Source organism: Streptomyces sp. NPDC055140, assembly GCF_053607285.1.
The window spans coordinates 26,164-40,552 of the sequence record NZ_JBSGTG010000024.1; the positions used below are offsets into that span (position 1 = coordinate 26,164).

General features: G+C 69.1%; 13 protein-coding genes. 1 reads left to right on the forward strand and 12 read right to left on the reverse strand.

The window, feature by feature from the left end; all coding sequences use genetic code 11:
- Positions 1-14: 14 nt before the first annotated feature.
- Genes nuoK through ACWFR4_RS35105 form a run of 11 tightly spaced genes read right to left on the reverse strand, consistent with a single transcriptional unit; the run spans position 15 to position 10,823 of the window.
- A complete protein-coding gene (gene nuoK / locus ACWFR4_RS35055; RefSeq protein WP_100598032.1) occupies positions 15-314 on the reverse strand; it encodes an NADH-quinone oxidoreductase subunit NuoK in 300 nt (99 codons plus the stop codon).
- Entirely contained in the window at positions 311-1,135 is an 825-nt protein-coding gene (locus tag ACWFR4_RS35060) for an NADH-quinone oxidoreductase subunit J (protein WP_453456991.1), read from the reverse strand. The genes nuoK and ACWFR4_RS35060 overlap by 4 nt, the downstream gene beginning before the upstream one ends.
- Positions 1,132-1,743, reverse strand: coding sequence for an NADH-quinone oxidoreductase subunit NuoI (gene nuoI, locus ACWFR4_RS35065; RefSeq protein WP_453456993.1), 612 nt, complete (start codon positions 1,741-1,743; stop codon positions 1,132-1,134). The genes ACWFR4_RS35060 and nuoI overlap by 4 nt, the downstream gene beginning before the upstream one ends.
- On the reverse strand, positions 1,736-3,118 hold the full coding sequence (gene nuoH, locus ACWFR4_RS35070) for an NADH-quinone oxidoreductase subunit NuoH (protein WP_453456996.1): 1,383 nt from the start codon (positions 3,116-3,118) through the stop codon (positions 1,736-1,738). The genes nuoI and nuoH overlap by 8 nt, the downstream gene beginning before the upstream one ends.
- Complete coding sequence (locus ACWFR4_RS35075; protein ID WP_453456999.1) at positions 3,115-5,613, reverse strand: NADH-quinone oxidoreductase subunit G; 2,499 nt, start codon at positions 5,611-5,613, stop codon at positions 3,115-3,117. Before ACWFR4_RS35075 ends, nuoH begins: the two co-directional genes overlap by 4 nt.
- On the reverse strand, positions 5,610-6,965 hold the full coding sequence (gene nuoF, locus ACWFR4_RS35080; RefSeq protein WP_453457002.1) for an NADH-quinone oxidoreductase subunit NuoF: 1,356 nt from the start codon (positions 6,963-6,965) through the stop codon (positions 5,610-5,612). Before nuoF ends, ACWFR4_RS35075 begins: the two co-directional genes overlap by 4 nt.
- The gene (gene nuoE, locus ACWFR4_RS35085; RefSeq protein WP_453457004.1) at positions 6,962-7,840 is read right to left on the reverse strand and encodes an NADH-quinone oxidoreductase subunit NuoE; all 879 of its coding nucleotides are present in this window, start codon (positions 7,838-7,840) and stop codon (positions 6,962-6,964) included. Before nuoE ends, nuoF begins: the two co-directional genes overlap by 4 nt.
- Positions 7,837-9,159, reverse strand: a complete 1,323-nt coding sequence (locus ACWFR4_RS35090) for an NADH-quinone oxidoreductase subunit D (protein WP_376543173.1) — start codon at positions 9,157-9,159, stop codon at positions 7,837-7,839. Before ACWFR4_RS35090 ends, nuoE begins: the two co-directional genes overlap by 4 nt.
- Entirely contained in the window at positions 9,159-9,899 is a 741-nt protein-coding gene (locus tag ACWFR4_RS35095) for an NADH-quinone oxidoreductase subunit C (protein ID WP_227296709.1), read from the reverse strand. Before ACWFR4_RS35095 ends, ACWFR4_RS35090 begins: the two co-directional genes overlap by 1 nt.
- Positions 9,896-10,450, reverse strand: coding sequence for a NuoB/complex I 20 kDa subunit family protein (locus ACWFR4_RS35100; protein WP_006133126.1), 555 nt, complete (start codon positions 10,448-10,450; stop codon positions 9,896-9,898). Before ACWFR4_RS35100 ends, ACWFR4_RS35095 begins: the two co-directional genes overlap by 4 nt.
- Positions 10,451-10,463: 13 nt before the next feature.
- A complete protein-coding gene (locus tag ACWFR4_RS35105) occupies positions 10,464-10,823 on the reverse strand; it encodes an NADH-quinone oxidoreductase subunit A (protein WP_007383963.1) in 360 nt (119 codons plus the stop codon).
- Positions 10,824-11,536: 713 nt separating this feature from the next.
- Here ACWFR4_RS35105 and ACWFR4_RS35110 point away from each other — a divergent pair.
- Positions 11,537-12,343: a C40 family peptidase gene (locus ACWFR4_RS35110; protein ID WP_326711713.1), complete on the forward strand. Its 807-nt coding sequence runs from the start codon at positions 11,537-11,539 to the stop codon at positions 12,341-12,343.
- A gap of 123 nt (positions 12,344-12,466) precedes the next feature.
- Here ACWFR4_RS35110 and ACWFR4_RS35115 read toward each other — a convergent pair whose 3' ends face one another.
- Positions 12,467-14,293 carry a hydroxysqualene dehydroxylase gene (locus ACWFR4_RS35115; protein ID WP_453656008.1) on the reverse strand — a complete coding sequence of 609 codons (1,827 nt, stop codon included), beginning with the start codon at positions 14,291-14,293 and terminating at the stop codon, positions 12,467-12,469.
- Positions 14,294-14,389 lie beyond the last annotated feature (96 nt).

Below are 14,389 nucleotides of genomic sequence, written 5' to 3' on the forward strand. Positions count from 1 at the left end.
TGTGCAGCGACCCCTTACAGCTTCATCAGGCTGGCGTCGTCGACCGAGGCCGAGTGGCGGGAACGGAACAGCGACACGATGATCGCGAGCCCGACCACGACCTCCGCGGCGGCGACGACCATCGTGAAGAAGGCGATGATCTGGCCGTCGAGATTGCCGTGCATCCGGGAGAACGCGACGAACGCGAGGTTGCACGCGTTGAGCATCAGCTCGACGCACATGAACAGGACGATCGCGTTCCGCCTGATGAGCACGCCGGTGGCACCGATCGTGAACAACAGGGCGGCGAGATACAGGTAGTTGACCGGATTCACTTCGACGCCTCCTCGGGCCGCTCAAGGCGCTCGGCCGAGCGCTGCTCCAGGGCCTTCAGGTCACTGAGCGCCTCGTCCGACACGTCGCGGATCTGGCCGCGCTCGCGCAGCGTCTGCATGACCGTGAGCTCCGACGGAGTGCCGTCGGGGAGCAGGCCCGCGATGTCGACCGCGTTGTGCCGGGCGTAGACACCCGGGGCGGGCAGCGGCGGCAGGTGCTTGCCCTCGCGCACACGCTGCTCGGCCATCTCCCGCTGCGTCCTGGCCCGCTCGACGCGCTCGCGGTGCGTGAGCACCATGGCTCCGAGGGTGGCCGTGATCAGCAGAGCGCCGGTGATCTCGAAGGCGAAGACGTACTTCGTGAAGATGAGGGCGGCGAGCCCTTCCACGTTCCCGCCGGCGTTCGCCTTGCCCAGTCCGATGAACTGGTGGAGCGAGGCGTTCCCGATGCCCACGAGGAGCAGGATCCCGAAGCCGAGTCCGCACAGCAGGGCCAGCCAGCGCTGCCCCTTGATGGTCTCCTTCAGGGAGTCCGCCGCGGTGACGCCGACGAGCATGACCACGAAGAGGAACAGCATCATGATCGCGCCGGTGTAGACGATGATCTGGACGACGCCCAGGAAGTACGCGCCGTTGGCCAGGTAGAAGATCGCCAGGATGATCATGGTCCCGGCGAGGCACAGCGCGCTGTGCACCGCCTTCTTCATCAGGACCGTGCACAGGGCGCCGATGACGGCGACCGTGCCGAGGACCCAGAACTGGACGGCCTCACCGGTGGAGGTGCCGGCAGCGAGAGTGGCTGCGGCGGCGAGCTGGCTCATGCCTCCGCCCCCTCGGATTCGGGCTTCTCGCCCTTGGAGACGGCGACCTGACGCACCGTGCCCGGCGCGGCCTCCGTCACCAGCCCCCGGTAGTAGTCCTGCTCGTCCGTGCCGGGGAAGATCGAGTGGGGCGATTCGACCATGCCCTCCTCGAGCCCGGCGAGCAGCTGCTCCTTGGTGTAGATCAGGTTCTCGCGGCTGCTGTCGGCGAGCTCGAACTCGTTCGTCATCGTCAGCGCGCGCGTGGGGCACGCCTCGATGCACAGACCGCACAGGATGCAGCGGGCGTAGTTGATCTGGTAGACGCGGCCGTACCGCTCGCCCGGCGAGTAGCGCTCCTCGTCGGTGTTGTCCGCGCCCTCCACGTAGATGGCGTCCGCGGGACAGGCCCAGGCGCACAACTCGCAGCCGATGCACTTCTCCAGGCCGTCCGGATGACGGTTGAGCTGGTGCCGGCCGTGGAAGCGCGGGGCCGTGGTCTTGGGCTGCTCCGGGTACTGCTCCGTCAGCCGCTTCTTGAACATGGCCTTGAAGGTCACGCCGAAGCCGGCCACGGGATTCTGGAAGCCGGGCTTGATCTGCCCGCCCTCCGTCGACTCCTCAGCCATGGGACGCCTCCTTTCCGTCACGAGGACCCTCACCGGTTTCGTCACCGGCAGTATCCGGTCCGCCACTGACAATCAACTCCCGCTCCCCGCGCGGGCGTCGGCGCGGCACGGCCGGTGGGGTCTGGCCGGGCAGCGGCGGGACCGGGAAGCCGCCTGCCATCGGGTCGAACGCCGCGGGTTCCTCGGCCGCCTCCTGGGCCGCACGCTCCTTGCCGCCGCGGTCCCTGAAGATGTCGACAAGGAACGAGAGCAGCAGCAGCGCGAGGACGCCGCCGCCCACGTACAGGGCGATGGAGGCGAAGTCATAGTTCTCGTTCCGCAGGGTCCGCACGGTGGCGACGAGCATCAGCCAGACCACGGAGACCGGGATGAGGACCTTCCAGCCGAGCTTCATCAGCTGGTCGTAACGCACGCGCGGGAGCGTGCCGCGCAGCCAGATGAAGAAGAAGAGCAGGAGCTGGACCTTGATGACGAACCAGAGCATCGGCCACCAGCCGTGGTTCGCGCCCTCCCAGAAGGTGGACACCGGCCACGGGGCCCGCCAGCCGCCCAGGAAGAGCGTCACCGACACGGCCGAGACAGTCACCATGTTCACGTACTCGGCGAGCATGAACAGCGCGAACTTGATCGACGAGTACTCGGTGTTGAAGCCGCCGACGAGGTCGCCCTCGGACTCCGGCATGTCGAACGGCGCGCGGTTCGTCTCGCCGACCATCGTCACGATGTAGATCAGGAACGAGACCGGCAGGAGCACGATGTACCAGCGGTCGTGCTGCTGGGCGACGATCTCCGAGGTGGACATCGACCCGGAGTAGAGGAACACCGAGGCGAAGGCCGCGCCCATCGCGATCTCGTACGAGATCATCTGGGCGCAGGACCGCAGACCACCCAGCAAGGGGTAGGTCGATCCGGAACTCCAACCCGCGAGCACGATCCCGTAGATGCCGACCGAGGCGACCGCGAGGATGTAGAGCATCGCGATCGGCAGGTCGGTGAGCTGCATCGTGGTGCGCTGGCCGAAGATCGAGACCTCGTTGCCGGAGGGCCCGAAGGGGATCACGGCGATCGCCATGAAGGCCGGGATGGCGGCGACGACCGGCGCCAGGATGTAGACCACCTTGTCGGCGCGCTTGACGACGACGTCTTCCTTCAGCATCAGCTTGATGCCGTCGGCGAGCGACTGGAGCATGCCCCAGGGGCCGTGCCGGTTGGGGCCGATGCGCAGCTGCATCCAGGCGACGACCTTGCGCTCCCACACGATGGAGAAGAGCACGGTCACCATCAGGAAGGCGAAGCAGAAGACCGCCTTGACCGCCACCAGCCACCAGGGGTCTGTGCCGAACATCGAGAGGTCTTCCAGAGCGAGCGGGTTCATGACTGCACCTCCTTGGCCTCGTCGATGCCCGCGGGGCCGATCCGGACGAGTGCGCCGGGCACGGCCCCCGTGTCGGAGGCCACGCCCCCGCCGGTGGAATTCAGCGGAAGCCACACGACGCGGTCCGGCATCTCCGTGACCTGGAGCGGGAGTTGGGTCGTCCCCGCAGGTCCCGTGACGGCGAGGACGTCGCCGTCCTTGACGCCCGCCTCGGCGGCCGTGGCGGCCGACACCCGCGCGCGTGCCGCGTGCCGCGTGCCGGCGAGCGCGTCGTCGCCTTCCTGGAGGCGGCCCTGGTCGAGCAGCAGCCGGTGCCCCGCGAGGACGGCCTCACCGGACGCGGGCCGCGGCAGCTGTGTGGCCGTCTCCAGCGAGTCCGTCGCCCGGGGCCCGCTCCAGCCGCCGAGGCGGTCGAGCTCCCCCCGCGCGGCCCGCAGGTCCGGCAGGCCCAGGTGTACGTCCATGGCGTCCGCGAGCATCTGGAGGACCCGCGCGTCGGCGGGCGCCACGGAGCGCGTCATCTGGTCGGGCTTGAGCGCGGCCTCGAAGAGGCGCGCCCGGCCTTCCCAGTTGAGGAACGTGCCCGCCTTCTCGGCGACCGCGGCGACCGGAAGCACGACGTCCGCGTGGTCGGTGACCTCGCTGGGACGCTGCTCCAGGGAGACGACGAACGCCACCTCGTGCAGTGCTTCACGCGCGCGTGCCGGGTCCGGCAGGTCCGCGACCTCGACACCGGCGACGACCAGGGCCCGCAGCTCGCCGCCGGCGGCGGCCTCCACGATCTGGCCCGTGTCGCGCCCGTAGCGGTGCGGGAGTTCGGACACTCCCCAGGCGGCTGCGACCTCTTCCCGCGCGCGCGGGTCGGTGGCCGGGCGTCCGCCCGGAAGCAGGGACGGCAGCGCGCCCGCCTCGATCGCACCGCGCTCCCCGGCCCGGCGCGGAATCCACACCAGCTGGGCGCCGGTCGCCGTGGCGGCCCGTACGACGGCCGTCAGGGCGCCCGGCACGGCCGCGAGCCGCTCGCCGACGACGATGACGGCACCCTCGGCGCGCAGCGCCTCGGACGCCTCGGCGCCGCCGTCCTCCAGGCCGAAGCCGGAGGCGAGCGCGTCGAGCCACTCGGTCTCGGTGCCCGGAGCGGCCGGCAGCAGCGTGCCGCCCGCCTTCTCCAGGCCCCGGGTCGCGAACGGGGCGAGCCCGAACGTCCGCTGGCCGTGCCCGCGCCACGCCTTGCGCAGCTTCAGGAAGACGCCGGGCGCCTCCTCCTCGGCCTCGATCCCGACGAGGAGTACGGCGGGCGCCTTCTCCAGAGACGTGTACGTGACCCCGACACCGTCGAGATCACGCCCGCGTCCCGCGACCCGCGCCGCGAGGAAGTCGGCCTCCTCGCTGCTGTGCACGCGCGCGCGGAAGTCGATGTCGTTCGTGTCGAGCGCCACGCGCGCGAACTTGCTGTACGCGTACGCGTCCTCGACGGTGAGCCGGCCACCGGCGAGGACCCCGGCGCGCCCGCGCGCCGAGGTGAGTCCCCGGGCGGCGATGTCCAGGGCCTCGGGCCAGGAAGCGGGCTCCAGAACGCCCTCCGCGTTACGCACGAGCGGCGTGGTCAGCCGGTCGGGCTTCTGTGCGTAACGGAACCCGAAGCGGCCCTTGTCGCAGACCCACTCCTCGTTGACCTCGGGGTCCGGCGACGCGAGGCGCCGCATGACCTTGCCGCGCCGGTGGTCCGTGCGGGTCGCACAGCCGCCCGCGCAGTGCTCGCACACGCTGTGCGAGGACACGAGGTCGAAGGGCCGGGAGCGGAACCGGTACGCCGCCGAGGTCAGCGCGCCGACCGGGCAGATCTGGATGGTGTTCCCGGAGAAGTACGACTCGAAGGGGTCGCCCTCGCCGGTGCCGACCTGCTGAAGCGCTCCGCGCTCGAGCAGCTCGATCATCGGGTCACCGGCGATCTGGTTGCTGAACCGCGTGCAGCGGGCGCAGAGCACACAGCGCTCACGGTCGAGCAGGACCTGGGTCGAGATCGGGACCGGCTTCTCGAACGTCCGCTTCTTCCCGTCGAAGCGGGAGTCGGACTGGCCGTGCGACATCGCCTGGTTCTGCAGCGGGCACTCGCCGCCCTTGTCGCAGACCGGGCAGTCCAGCGGGTGGTTGATGAGGAGCAGCTCCATGACACCGCGCTGCGCCTTCTCGGCGACGGGCGAGCTGAGCTGGCTCTTGACCACCATGCCGTCGGTGCAGGTGATGGTGCAGGACGCCATCGGCTTGCGCTGGCCCTCGACCTCGACGATGCACTGACGGCAGGCGCCGACCGGGTCGAGCAGGGGGTGGTCGCAGAAGCGGGGGATCTCGATGCCGAGCTGTTCGGCGGCGCGGATGACCAGGGTGCCCTTGGGCACGCTGATCCCGATGCCGTCGATCGTCAGCGAGACGAGATCTTCCGGCGGCACCGCCGCCTCACCGCCCCCGGAGGGAGCGCCTGTGGTTACCGTCATGCGTTCACCTCCGTGCGCTGGTCCGCCCAAGCGGTCGACTTGGCGGGGTCGAAGGGGCAGCCCTTGCCCGTGATGTGCTGCTCGTACTCCTCGCGGAAGTACTTGAGCGAGGAGAAGATCGGGGACGCGGCACCGTCGCCGAGCGCGCAGAACGACTTGCCGTTGATGTTGTCGGCGATGTCGTTCAGCTTGTCGAGGTCGCTCATCGAGCCCTTTCCGGCCTCGATGTCGCGCAGCAACTGCACGAGCCAGTAGGTCCCTTCACGGCACGGTGTGCACTTGCCGCAGGACTCGTGGGCGTAGAACTCGGTCCAGCGGGTGACCGCCCGTACGACGCAGGTCGTCTCGTCGAAGCACTGGAGCGCCTTCGTGCCGAGCATGGATCCCGCGGCGCCGACGCCCTCGTAGTCGAGGGGCACGTCGAGGTGCTCGTCGGTGAACATCGGGGTCGAACTGCCGCCGGGCGTCCAGAATTTGAGCTGGTGGCCCGGACGGATGCCGCCGCTCATGTCGAGGAGCTGGCGCAGCGTGATGCCGAGCGGCGCCTCGTACTGGCCGGGGTTGGTGACGTGCCCGCTGAGCGAGTACAGCGTGAAGCCCGGGGACTTCTCGCTGCCCATCGACTTGAACCAGTCCTTGCCGCGATTCAGGATCGCGGGAACCGACGCGATGGACTCGACGTTGTTGACAACAGTGGGGCACGCGTAGAGCCCCGCGACCGCGGGGAAGGGGGGACGGAGCCGCGGCTGGCCACGGCGGCCTTCCAGCGAGTCGAGCAGCGCGGTCTCCTCGCCACAGATGTACGCGCCCGCGCCCGCGTGCACCGTGAGTTCGAGGTTCAGCCCACTGCCCAGCACGTTCTCGCCGAGGTAGCCCGCCGCGTAGGCCTCCCGTACGGCCTCGTGGAGCCGTCGCAGTACGGGGACGACCTCGCCCCGCAGATAGATGAAGGCATGCGAAGAGCGGATCGCGTAGCACGCGATCACGATCCCCTCGATGAGGGAATGCGGGTTCGCGAAGAGGAGCGGGATGTCCTTGCAGGTCCCCGGCTCCGACTCGTCGGCGTTGACAACTAGATAGTGCGGTTTGCCGTCGCCCTGCGGAATGAACTGCCACTTCATTCCGGTGGGGAAGCCCGCGCCGCCACGGCCGCGCAGGCCGGAGTCCTTCACATAGGCGATCAGGTCGTCCGGCGACATGGCGAGGGCCTTGCGCAGACCCTCGTAGCCGTCGTGCCGCCGGTAGACGTCCAGGGACCAGGACTTGTCCTCGTCCCAGAACGCCGAAAGTACCGGTGCGAGCAGCTTCTCGGGGCTGGTGTCGTTGTCGATCTCGGCTGCCAAGGTCATCACTCCCCCTCCTCGGCGACAGGGCCCGCCGGGTGGGCCGGATCGGAGGACGACGTGTCCTGCGGCGCGTCGTGCGAACTCAGGTGCTCGGCGGGCGACGTGTCGTGCGGTGCCGCGTCGTCGGCGTCCCGATGGGGGCCTCCGTCGCGCGGATGGACCACACGCGCGGGGGCGGCCTCCCCCTTGGCGAGGCGCAGGCCGATCAGCGAGGCAGGTCCCGCGCTGCCGCTCGCCTCGACGGCGCCGGGCCGCTCGTCCGGGAAGCCGGCGAGGATCCGCGCGGTCTCCTTGTACGTGCACAGGGGGGCGCCTCGGGTGGGTTCGACCTGTGCTCCCGCGCGCAGGTCGTCGACCAGCCGCTTCGCGCTGCCCACCGTCTGGTTGTCGAAGAACTCCCAGTTGACCATCACGACGGGCGCGAAGTCGCAGGCCGCGTTGCACTCGATGTGCTCGAGGGTGACCTTGCCGTCCTCGGTGGTCCCGCCGTTGCCGACGCCCAGGTGCTCCTGGAGGGCCTCGAAGATGGCGTCGCCGCCCATCACGGCGCACAGCGTGTTCGTGCAGACCCCGACCTGGTAGTCACCGCTCGGCTTGCGCCGGTACATCGTGTAGAAGGTCGCGACGGCGGTGACCTCGGCGGTGGTCAGGCCCAGCATGTCGGCGCAGAACTGCATGCCCGTGCGCGTGACATGGCCCTCCTCCGACTGCACGAGGTGCAGCAGCGGAAGGAGCGCGGAGCGCGATCCCGGGTAGCGGGCGATGATCTCGCGCGCGTCCGTCTCGAGCCGGGTTCGGACGTCGTCCGGGTAGTCGGGCGCGGGCAGTTGGGGCATGCCCAGGCTGACGCCCTGGCCCTGCTCGGAAGGAGTGGTGGTCACCGGTCGACGCCTCCCATCACGGGGTCGATGGACGCGACGGCGACGATGACGTCGGCCACCTGGCCGCCCTCGCACATCGCCGCCATGGCCTGAAGGTTGGTGAAGGAAGGGTCGCGGTAGTGGACCCGGTAGGGACGGGTGCCGCCGTCGGACACGACGTGCACCCCCAGCTCCCCCTTGGGGGATTCGACGGCGGAGTACGCCTGCCCGGCGGGGACCCGGAAGCCCTCGGTCACCAGCTTGAAGTGGTGGATCAGGGACTCCATGGAGGTGCCCATGATCTGCTTGATGTGGTCGAGCGAGTTGCCGAGGCCGTCCGGGCCGAGCGCGAGCTGCGCCGGCCAGGCGATCTTCTTGTCGCCGACCATGACCGGGCCCGGGGCGAGCCGGTCCAGGCACTGCTCGACGATCCGCAGCGACTGGCGCATCTCCTCCAGGCGGACCAGGAAGCGTCCGTAGGAGTCGCAGGTGTCGGCGGTCGGGACCTCGAAGTCGTAGTTCTCGTAACCGCAGTACGGCTGCGACTTGCGCAGGTCGTGCGGGAGGCCCGCCGAGCGCAGGATCGGTCCGGTGGCGCCGAGGGCCATGCAGCCAGTGAGGTCGAGATAGCCGACGTCCTGCATACGGGCCTTGAAAATGGGGTTCCCGGTGGCGAGCTTGTCGTACTCGGGAAGGTTCTTCGACATCTTCTTCACGAACTCGCGGATCTGGTCCACCGCGCCGGGCGGCAGGTCCTGGGCGAGTCCGCCGGGCCGGATGTACGCGTGGTTCATGCGCAGGCCGGTGATGAGTTCGTAGATATCGAGAATGAGTTCACGATCACGGAAGCCGTAGATCATGATCGTCGTGGCGCCGAGCTCCATGCCGCCGGTGGCGATGGCGACCAGGTGCGAGGACATCCGGTTCAGCTCCATCAGGAGCACCCGGATGATCGACGCCCGGTCGGGGATCTCGCCCTCGATACCGAGCAGCTTCTCGACCGCGAGGCAGTACGCCGTCTCGTTGAAGAACGGCGTCAGATAGTCCATGCGCGTCACGAACGTGGTGCCCTGCGTCCACGTGCGGTACTCGAGGTTCTTCTCGATGCCGGTGTGCAGATAGCCGATGCCGCAGCGGGCCTCGGTGACCGTCTCGCCGTCGATCTCCAGGATCAGCCGGAGCACGCCGTGCGTGGACGGGTGCTGCGGGCCCATATTGACGATGATGCGCTCGTCGTCGGCCTTGGCAGCGGACTGGACGACCTCGTCCCAGTCGCCGCCGGTGACCGTATATACGGTCCCCTCGGTCGTCTCGCGCGGCGATGCAGAAGGAGTAGACATCAGGAGTACGACCTCCGCTGGTCCGGAGCCGGGATCTGGGCGCCCTTGTACTCGACGGGGATACCGCCGAGGGGGTAGTCCTTGCGCTGCGGGAAGCCCTGCCAGTCGTCCGGCATCATGATCCGCGTCAGCGCCGGGTGGCCGTCGAAGACCAGACCGAAGAAGTCGTACGTCTCGCGCTCGTGCCAGTCGTTCGTCGGATAGACGGCGACCAGCGAGGGGACGTGCGGATCCGCGTCGGGGGCGCTGACCTCGAGGCGGATCAGGCGATTGTGGGTGATCGAGCGCAGGTGGTAGACGGCGTGCAGCTCACGGCCCTTGTCGTCCGGGTAGTGCACCCCGCTCACGCCCGTGCAGAGCTCGAAGCGCAGGGCCGGGTCGTCGCGCAGGGTCTGGGCGACGCGCACCAGGTACTCGCGCTCGATGTGGAAGGTGAGCTCGTCGCGGTCGACGACCGTCTTGTCGATGGCGTTCTCGGGGACGAGGCCCTGTTCCTCCAGGGCCCCCTCCAGCTCGTCGGCCACCTCGTCGAACCAGCCGCCGTACGGCCGCGAGGCGGCGCCCGGCAGCCGTACGGAGCGGACGAGGCCGCCGTATCCCGACGTGTCGCCGCCGTTGTTGGCGCCGAACATGCCGCGCTGGACGCGGATCTCCTCGCCCTGGTCGCCGCGCTGCCCCGGAAGGTTGGCCGCGCTGAGGTCCTTCTCGGGGTTGACCCCGTTGCTGTCCGCGTCGCTCACCGCAGCAGCCCTTTCATCTCGATCGTCGGGAGCGCCTTGAGCGCCGCTTCCTCCGCCTCGCGGGCCGCCTCCTCGGCATTCACGCCGAGCTTGGAGGACTGGATCTTCTGATGGAGCTTGAGAATCGCGTCCATCAGCATCTCCGGCCGCGGCGGACAGCCGGGCAGGTAGATGTCCACAGGGACTACGTGGTCGACGCCCTGCACGATCGCGTAGTTGTTGAACATCCCGCCCGACGAGGCGCACACGCCCATGGAGATGACCCACTTGGGGTTCGGCATCTGGTCGTAGACCTGCCGCAGGACGGGCGCCATCTTCTGGCTCACGCGCCCGGCCACGATCATCAGGTCCGCCTGCCGCGGCGAGCCGCGGAAGACCTCCATGCCGAAGCGCGCCAGGTCATAGCGGCCGGCGCCCGTCGTCATCATCTCGATGGCGCAGCACGCCAGGCCGAACGTGGCCGGGAAGACGGATGACTTGCGCACCCAGCCCGCGGCCTGCTCGACAGTGGTCAGCAGAAAGCCGCTCGGCAGCTTTTCTTCGAGTCCCATGGCTTAAGGCCCCTCAGTCCCATTCCAGGCCGCCGCGCCGCCATACGTACGCGTACGCGACGAAGACGGTGAGCACGAAGAGCAGCATCTCCACGAGCCCGAAAACACCCAGGGCGTCGAAGGTGACGGCCCAGGGGTAGAGGAAGACGATCTCGATGTCGAAGACGATGAAGAGCATCGCCGTCAGGTAGTACTTGATGGGGAAGCGCCCGCCGCCGGCCGGCGTGGGGGTCGGCTCGATACCGCACTCGTAGGCCTCGAGCTTGGCCCGGTTGTACCGCTTTGGACCGATAAGCGTGGCCATGACCACGGAGAAGATCGCAAAGCCTGCCCCGAGGGCTCCCAGTACGAGGATGGGCGCATACGCGTTCACCGCTCCTCGCTCCTCTCAGTCGGCGCTGACTGCTGGCGGATACGTCGGGCCCGCCCCCGCTCCCCGCGAAGCCACCCCCGATTGCACGAAGATCGCTCACATGTGAAGCAGGTCACAAGCCCAACTGCCCCGCATCCTATGCCTGCCGGTCTGTGATCTGCGACACGGGGTGCGCCAACAGCTTTGTGATCTCCACCACCTGACGAAGGATCATGAAGTCGGATGAGCGGTGATCTTCACACGCGAAGCGCCTGAGTGATCACCAGAGGTGACATCTTGGCTCGTTACCCCAGGTAGAAGCGTTGGCTCACTATCAAGAGGTGGCGCGCGCGGGCAAATTGGCGCTGGACAGAACTGGCTGATAGTGGCCGCCGTTCACACATCAGGGGGAGAGGTGTGGACGTAAGTGGACGCGGGCACGCGTCCACGAGGAGCGCCCGACGGCAAAGGCGGCCCCTTTGTGACCTGCGTCACGTCGACCGTTACCTGTTAGAAACCGGGCTTGGCCATCGGTGTCAACGAGTGGTAAGTCGAGGGCAATTCGGGCGTATTACAGAAAGCCCGTGATCACAGGCTTGATCAGCCCTGTCCGGATTGCCCGTTACGGCGTCAATAAAGGTCGCCGCGCCCGGGATTCAAACGTTCACACGACAACTGTGGCGCACCACACGTTTCTTGAAGGAACCATGGAGGCCCTGATAGCGGTTGTACTCATGTCCCACACCGCTCACATACCCAGCCACCGGAAGCCCCGTCGCAGCGCTTCGAAAATCGCCCTGCGCGCCGGAGTTGCCGGTGGCGTCCTCAGCACCCTGGCAGTGGCCGGTGCGTCCGGTCCGGCGTTCGCCGCCGAGCCGGTGACCGAGACCATCGAGATGCCGACCATCACGGCGGACCTCTCCACTCAGGTCGCCCAGTCCGCGGACGCCACCCAGCAGGCCGCGAACTCGTACGCGCTGCAGGCCGAGCAGGACCTGGCCGTCGCAAAGGCCGCGAAGCAGGCCAAGGCGGACCAGGCCCTCGCGGAGAAGAAGGCGGAGGCCAAGAAGAAGGCCGAGGCCGAGGCGAAGCGCAAGGCCGAGGAAGCGCGTGCGTCGCGCTCCGCCGAGCGCACCACCCTCTCCACCGCCTCCTCCGCGGCCTCCCACGTCGCGGCCCCCGCCAGCGGCAGCGTCGCGTCCGTCATCGCGTTCCTGAAGGCGCAGCTCGGCGACGCGTACGTCATGGGCGGCACCGGCCCCAACTCCTGGGACTGCTCCGGCCTGACCCAGGCCGCGTTCGCGCAGGCCGGCGTCAGCCTGCCGCGCGTCTCGCAGGACCAGTCGACGGCCGGCACCCCCGTCTCCCTCGACAACCTGCAGGTCGGTGACCTCCTCTACTGGGGCGCCGCGGGCTCGGCGTACCACGTGGGTGTGTACATCGGTAACGGCCAGTACCTGGACGCCGCCAACCCCTCCAAGGGCGTTGTCATCCAGGACCTGTCCGGCTACCCGGCGAGCGGTGCGGTCCGCGTTCTCTGAGGTTCTCGCAGCGCATACACGCAGACACACATGAACGGCACAGGCCGTCGCTCCCTCCGCTCGGGGTGCGGCGGCCTTTGCCGTGCGTACGAGAAGGCCCGCGGGAAGGGCCGCGAACGGGCCTCAGCCCAGATCGAAGGTGTTCGGCAGGCCGAGCCGGAAGCGGGCCTCATCGACGCGCTTGAGGGGTTCGAGCTCGGGCGGCCGGTACAGCTCCCAGATCCGGCAGCGCTCGGCATCCGAATTGTCCCGGTCCAGGAGGGCGTTGACAGCCCTCCTGGCGGACTCGTTGGCGCCTTCCATCGTGGCGAGGTCCACGTCGGTACGGACGTAGTCCCCGGCGAGGAAGAGGTTCGGCACCGCGGTGCGGGCTGTGGGGCGCAGGTGCCAGGTGCCGGTCGGGTGGATGAACAGCGGTTCGCGGTTGCCGGGAGCGGGACCGCCGAGCCCCGTCACCGCCGGGTCCATGAACCAGGACAGCCGGTCCGCGTCCTCGATGAGCGCGCGCCCACTGTCGTTGACGCCGTCCTTGAGCTGCGCCCAGCACTCCTCCACGATTTCCTCGCGGGTGCACTCCCGCGCCCGCTTTCCATAGAGAATGCCGGGAACATCCCATTCCGAGATGATCGTCGAGACGCAGTCGACGACCCGCCCGTCGCCGTAGTCGGCGGCGAAGTCCCGCCCGTCCCAGAACTGCGCCTGGCCGATCGCCGTCACCGCCCACGGCGAGTCGAGGCAGTTGACGTGTCCGTGCACCAGCGGAACGGGCCGGCGCACATAGAACATGATCCCGGTCATCCAGTCCGTGCGGAGCCGGTCGCAGCGCGCGAGCTGCGGGTCGGCCGCACGCAGGGCGGCGCCCCAGGTGGGCCGAGCATGTTCGACGGGCATCGCCTGGACGTAGTAGTCGGCGGTGACGACGCGCTCGCGTCCGCCGTCGGGGTCGGTGATCCGGACGCCGGTGACGCGCCCGTCGGCGTAGAGCACCTCCCGTACGTCACTGGAGAACACGAACTCGACGCCGAGGGAGGCGAGGTGGGTGCGCCAGGGGTCGATCCACGCCTCGCTCGTGGGAGCGTTCAGTACGCGGTCGATGTCGGCGTCGGGCCCGTCGAGGCCGCGGCCGAGCAGTCCCCAGAGGATCAGCGCCTCGATGATGACGCGGCCGACCGTGCGGGTGGAGGCCTCCTGGGCGCGGGTGGCGACGAGGTTGCGGGTCTGGCCGATGCCGAGGAGCGTGCGGTACTCCTCGCTGAAGTCGCCGGCGCGGATGAAGTCCCACCACGGCACGGCCTCCCACTCGCCCTCGCGGCGGGCGTCGCAGCTGGTGAGATGGACGAGGAGGCGGTTCACGAAGTAGGCGACCTCATGCGCGGGGAGACGGGTCCCCGTGTCCAGGGCCGCCGTGATCTCGTCGCGCAGCCAGGTCGTCGTCAGATCGCCCACACGCGGTGGGGTCGTGGCACGCCGCAGAGGGAAGTGCAGGTCTGGGCGGCCCTCGTGGCGGGCGAAGAGTTCCTCGGTGGTGTTACGGAGATTGCCGCGCACACCGCCCGGACTGCCAGGGAACGGGATGCGGCGCATCGTGTCGGGCAGGTTCCGGTAAAAGCCGGGGAAGAAGCGGAAGCCGTGCTCGCCGGGGAGCGGCCTGCGGCCCCCCGAGGCCGAGCCCGGTACGTCCATGGATCGGGCCTTGCCGCCGAGGACGTCGTAGTACTCGTGGACCGTCACCGCGTAGCCGCGTTCGGCGAGTTCATGGGCCACCGAGAGGCCGGAGACGCCGCCGCCGAGGACGGCGACGCTGGTGCCGGCGACGGCGGTGCCGGCGGCCGCCGTGGCGCCGGCCGCCGTGGCGCCGGTCGCCGGCAGCGCGGCGGCCCCGACCGCGACGCCGGTGCCGGCCAGGATCCGTCTACGGGTCGGTCCGCCCGGTCCGGTGGAAGTGGTCATTCCCTGCCCCCTGACGCATGTGGCATGAATGCGTCAGGCTAGGGAGCCGGAGTGCGCCCGGTAACCCGGTGCGCGGCAGCGCCCACAGCACCCTCA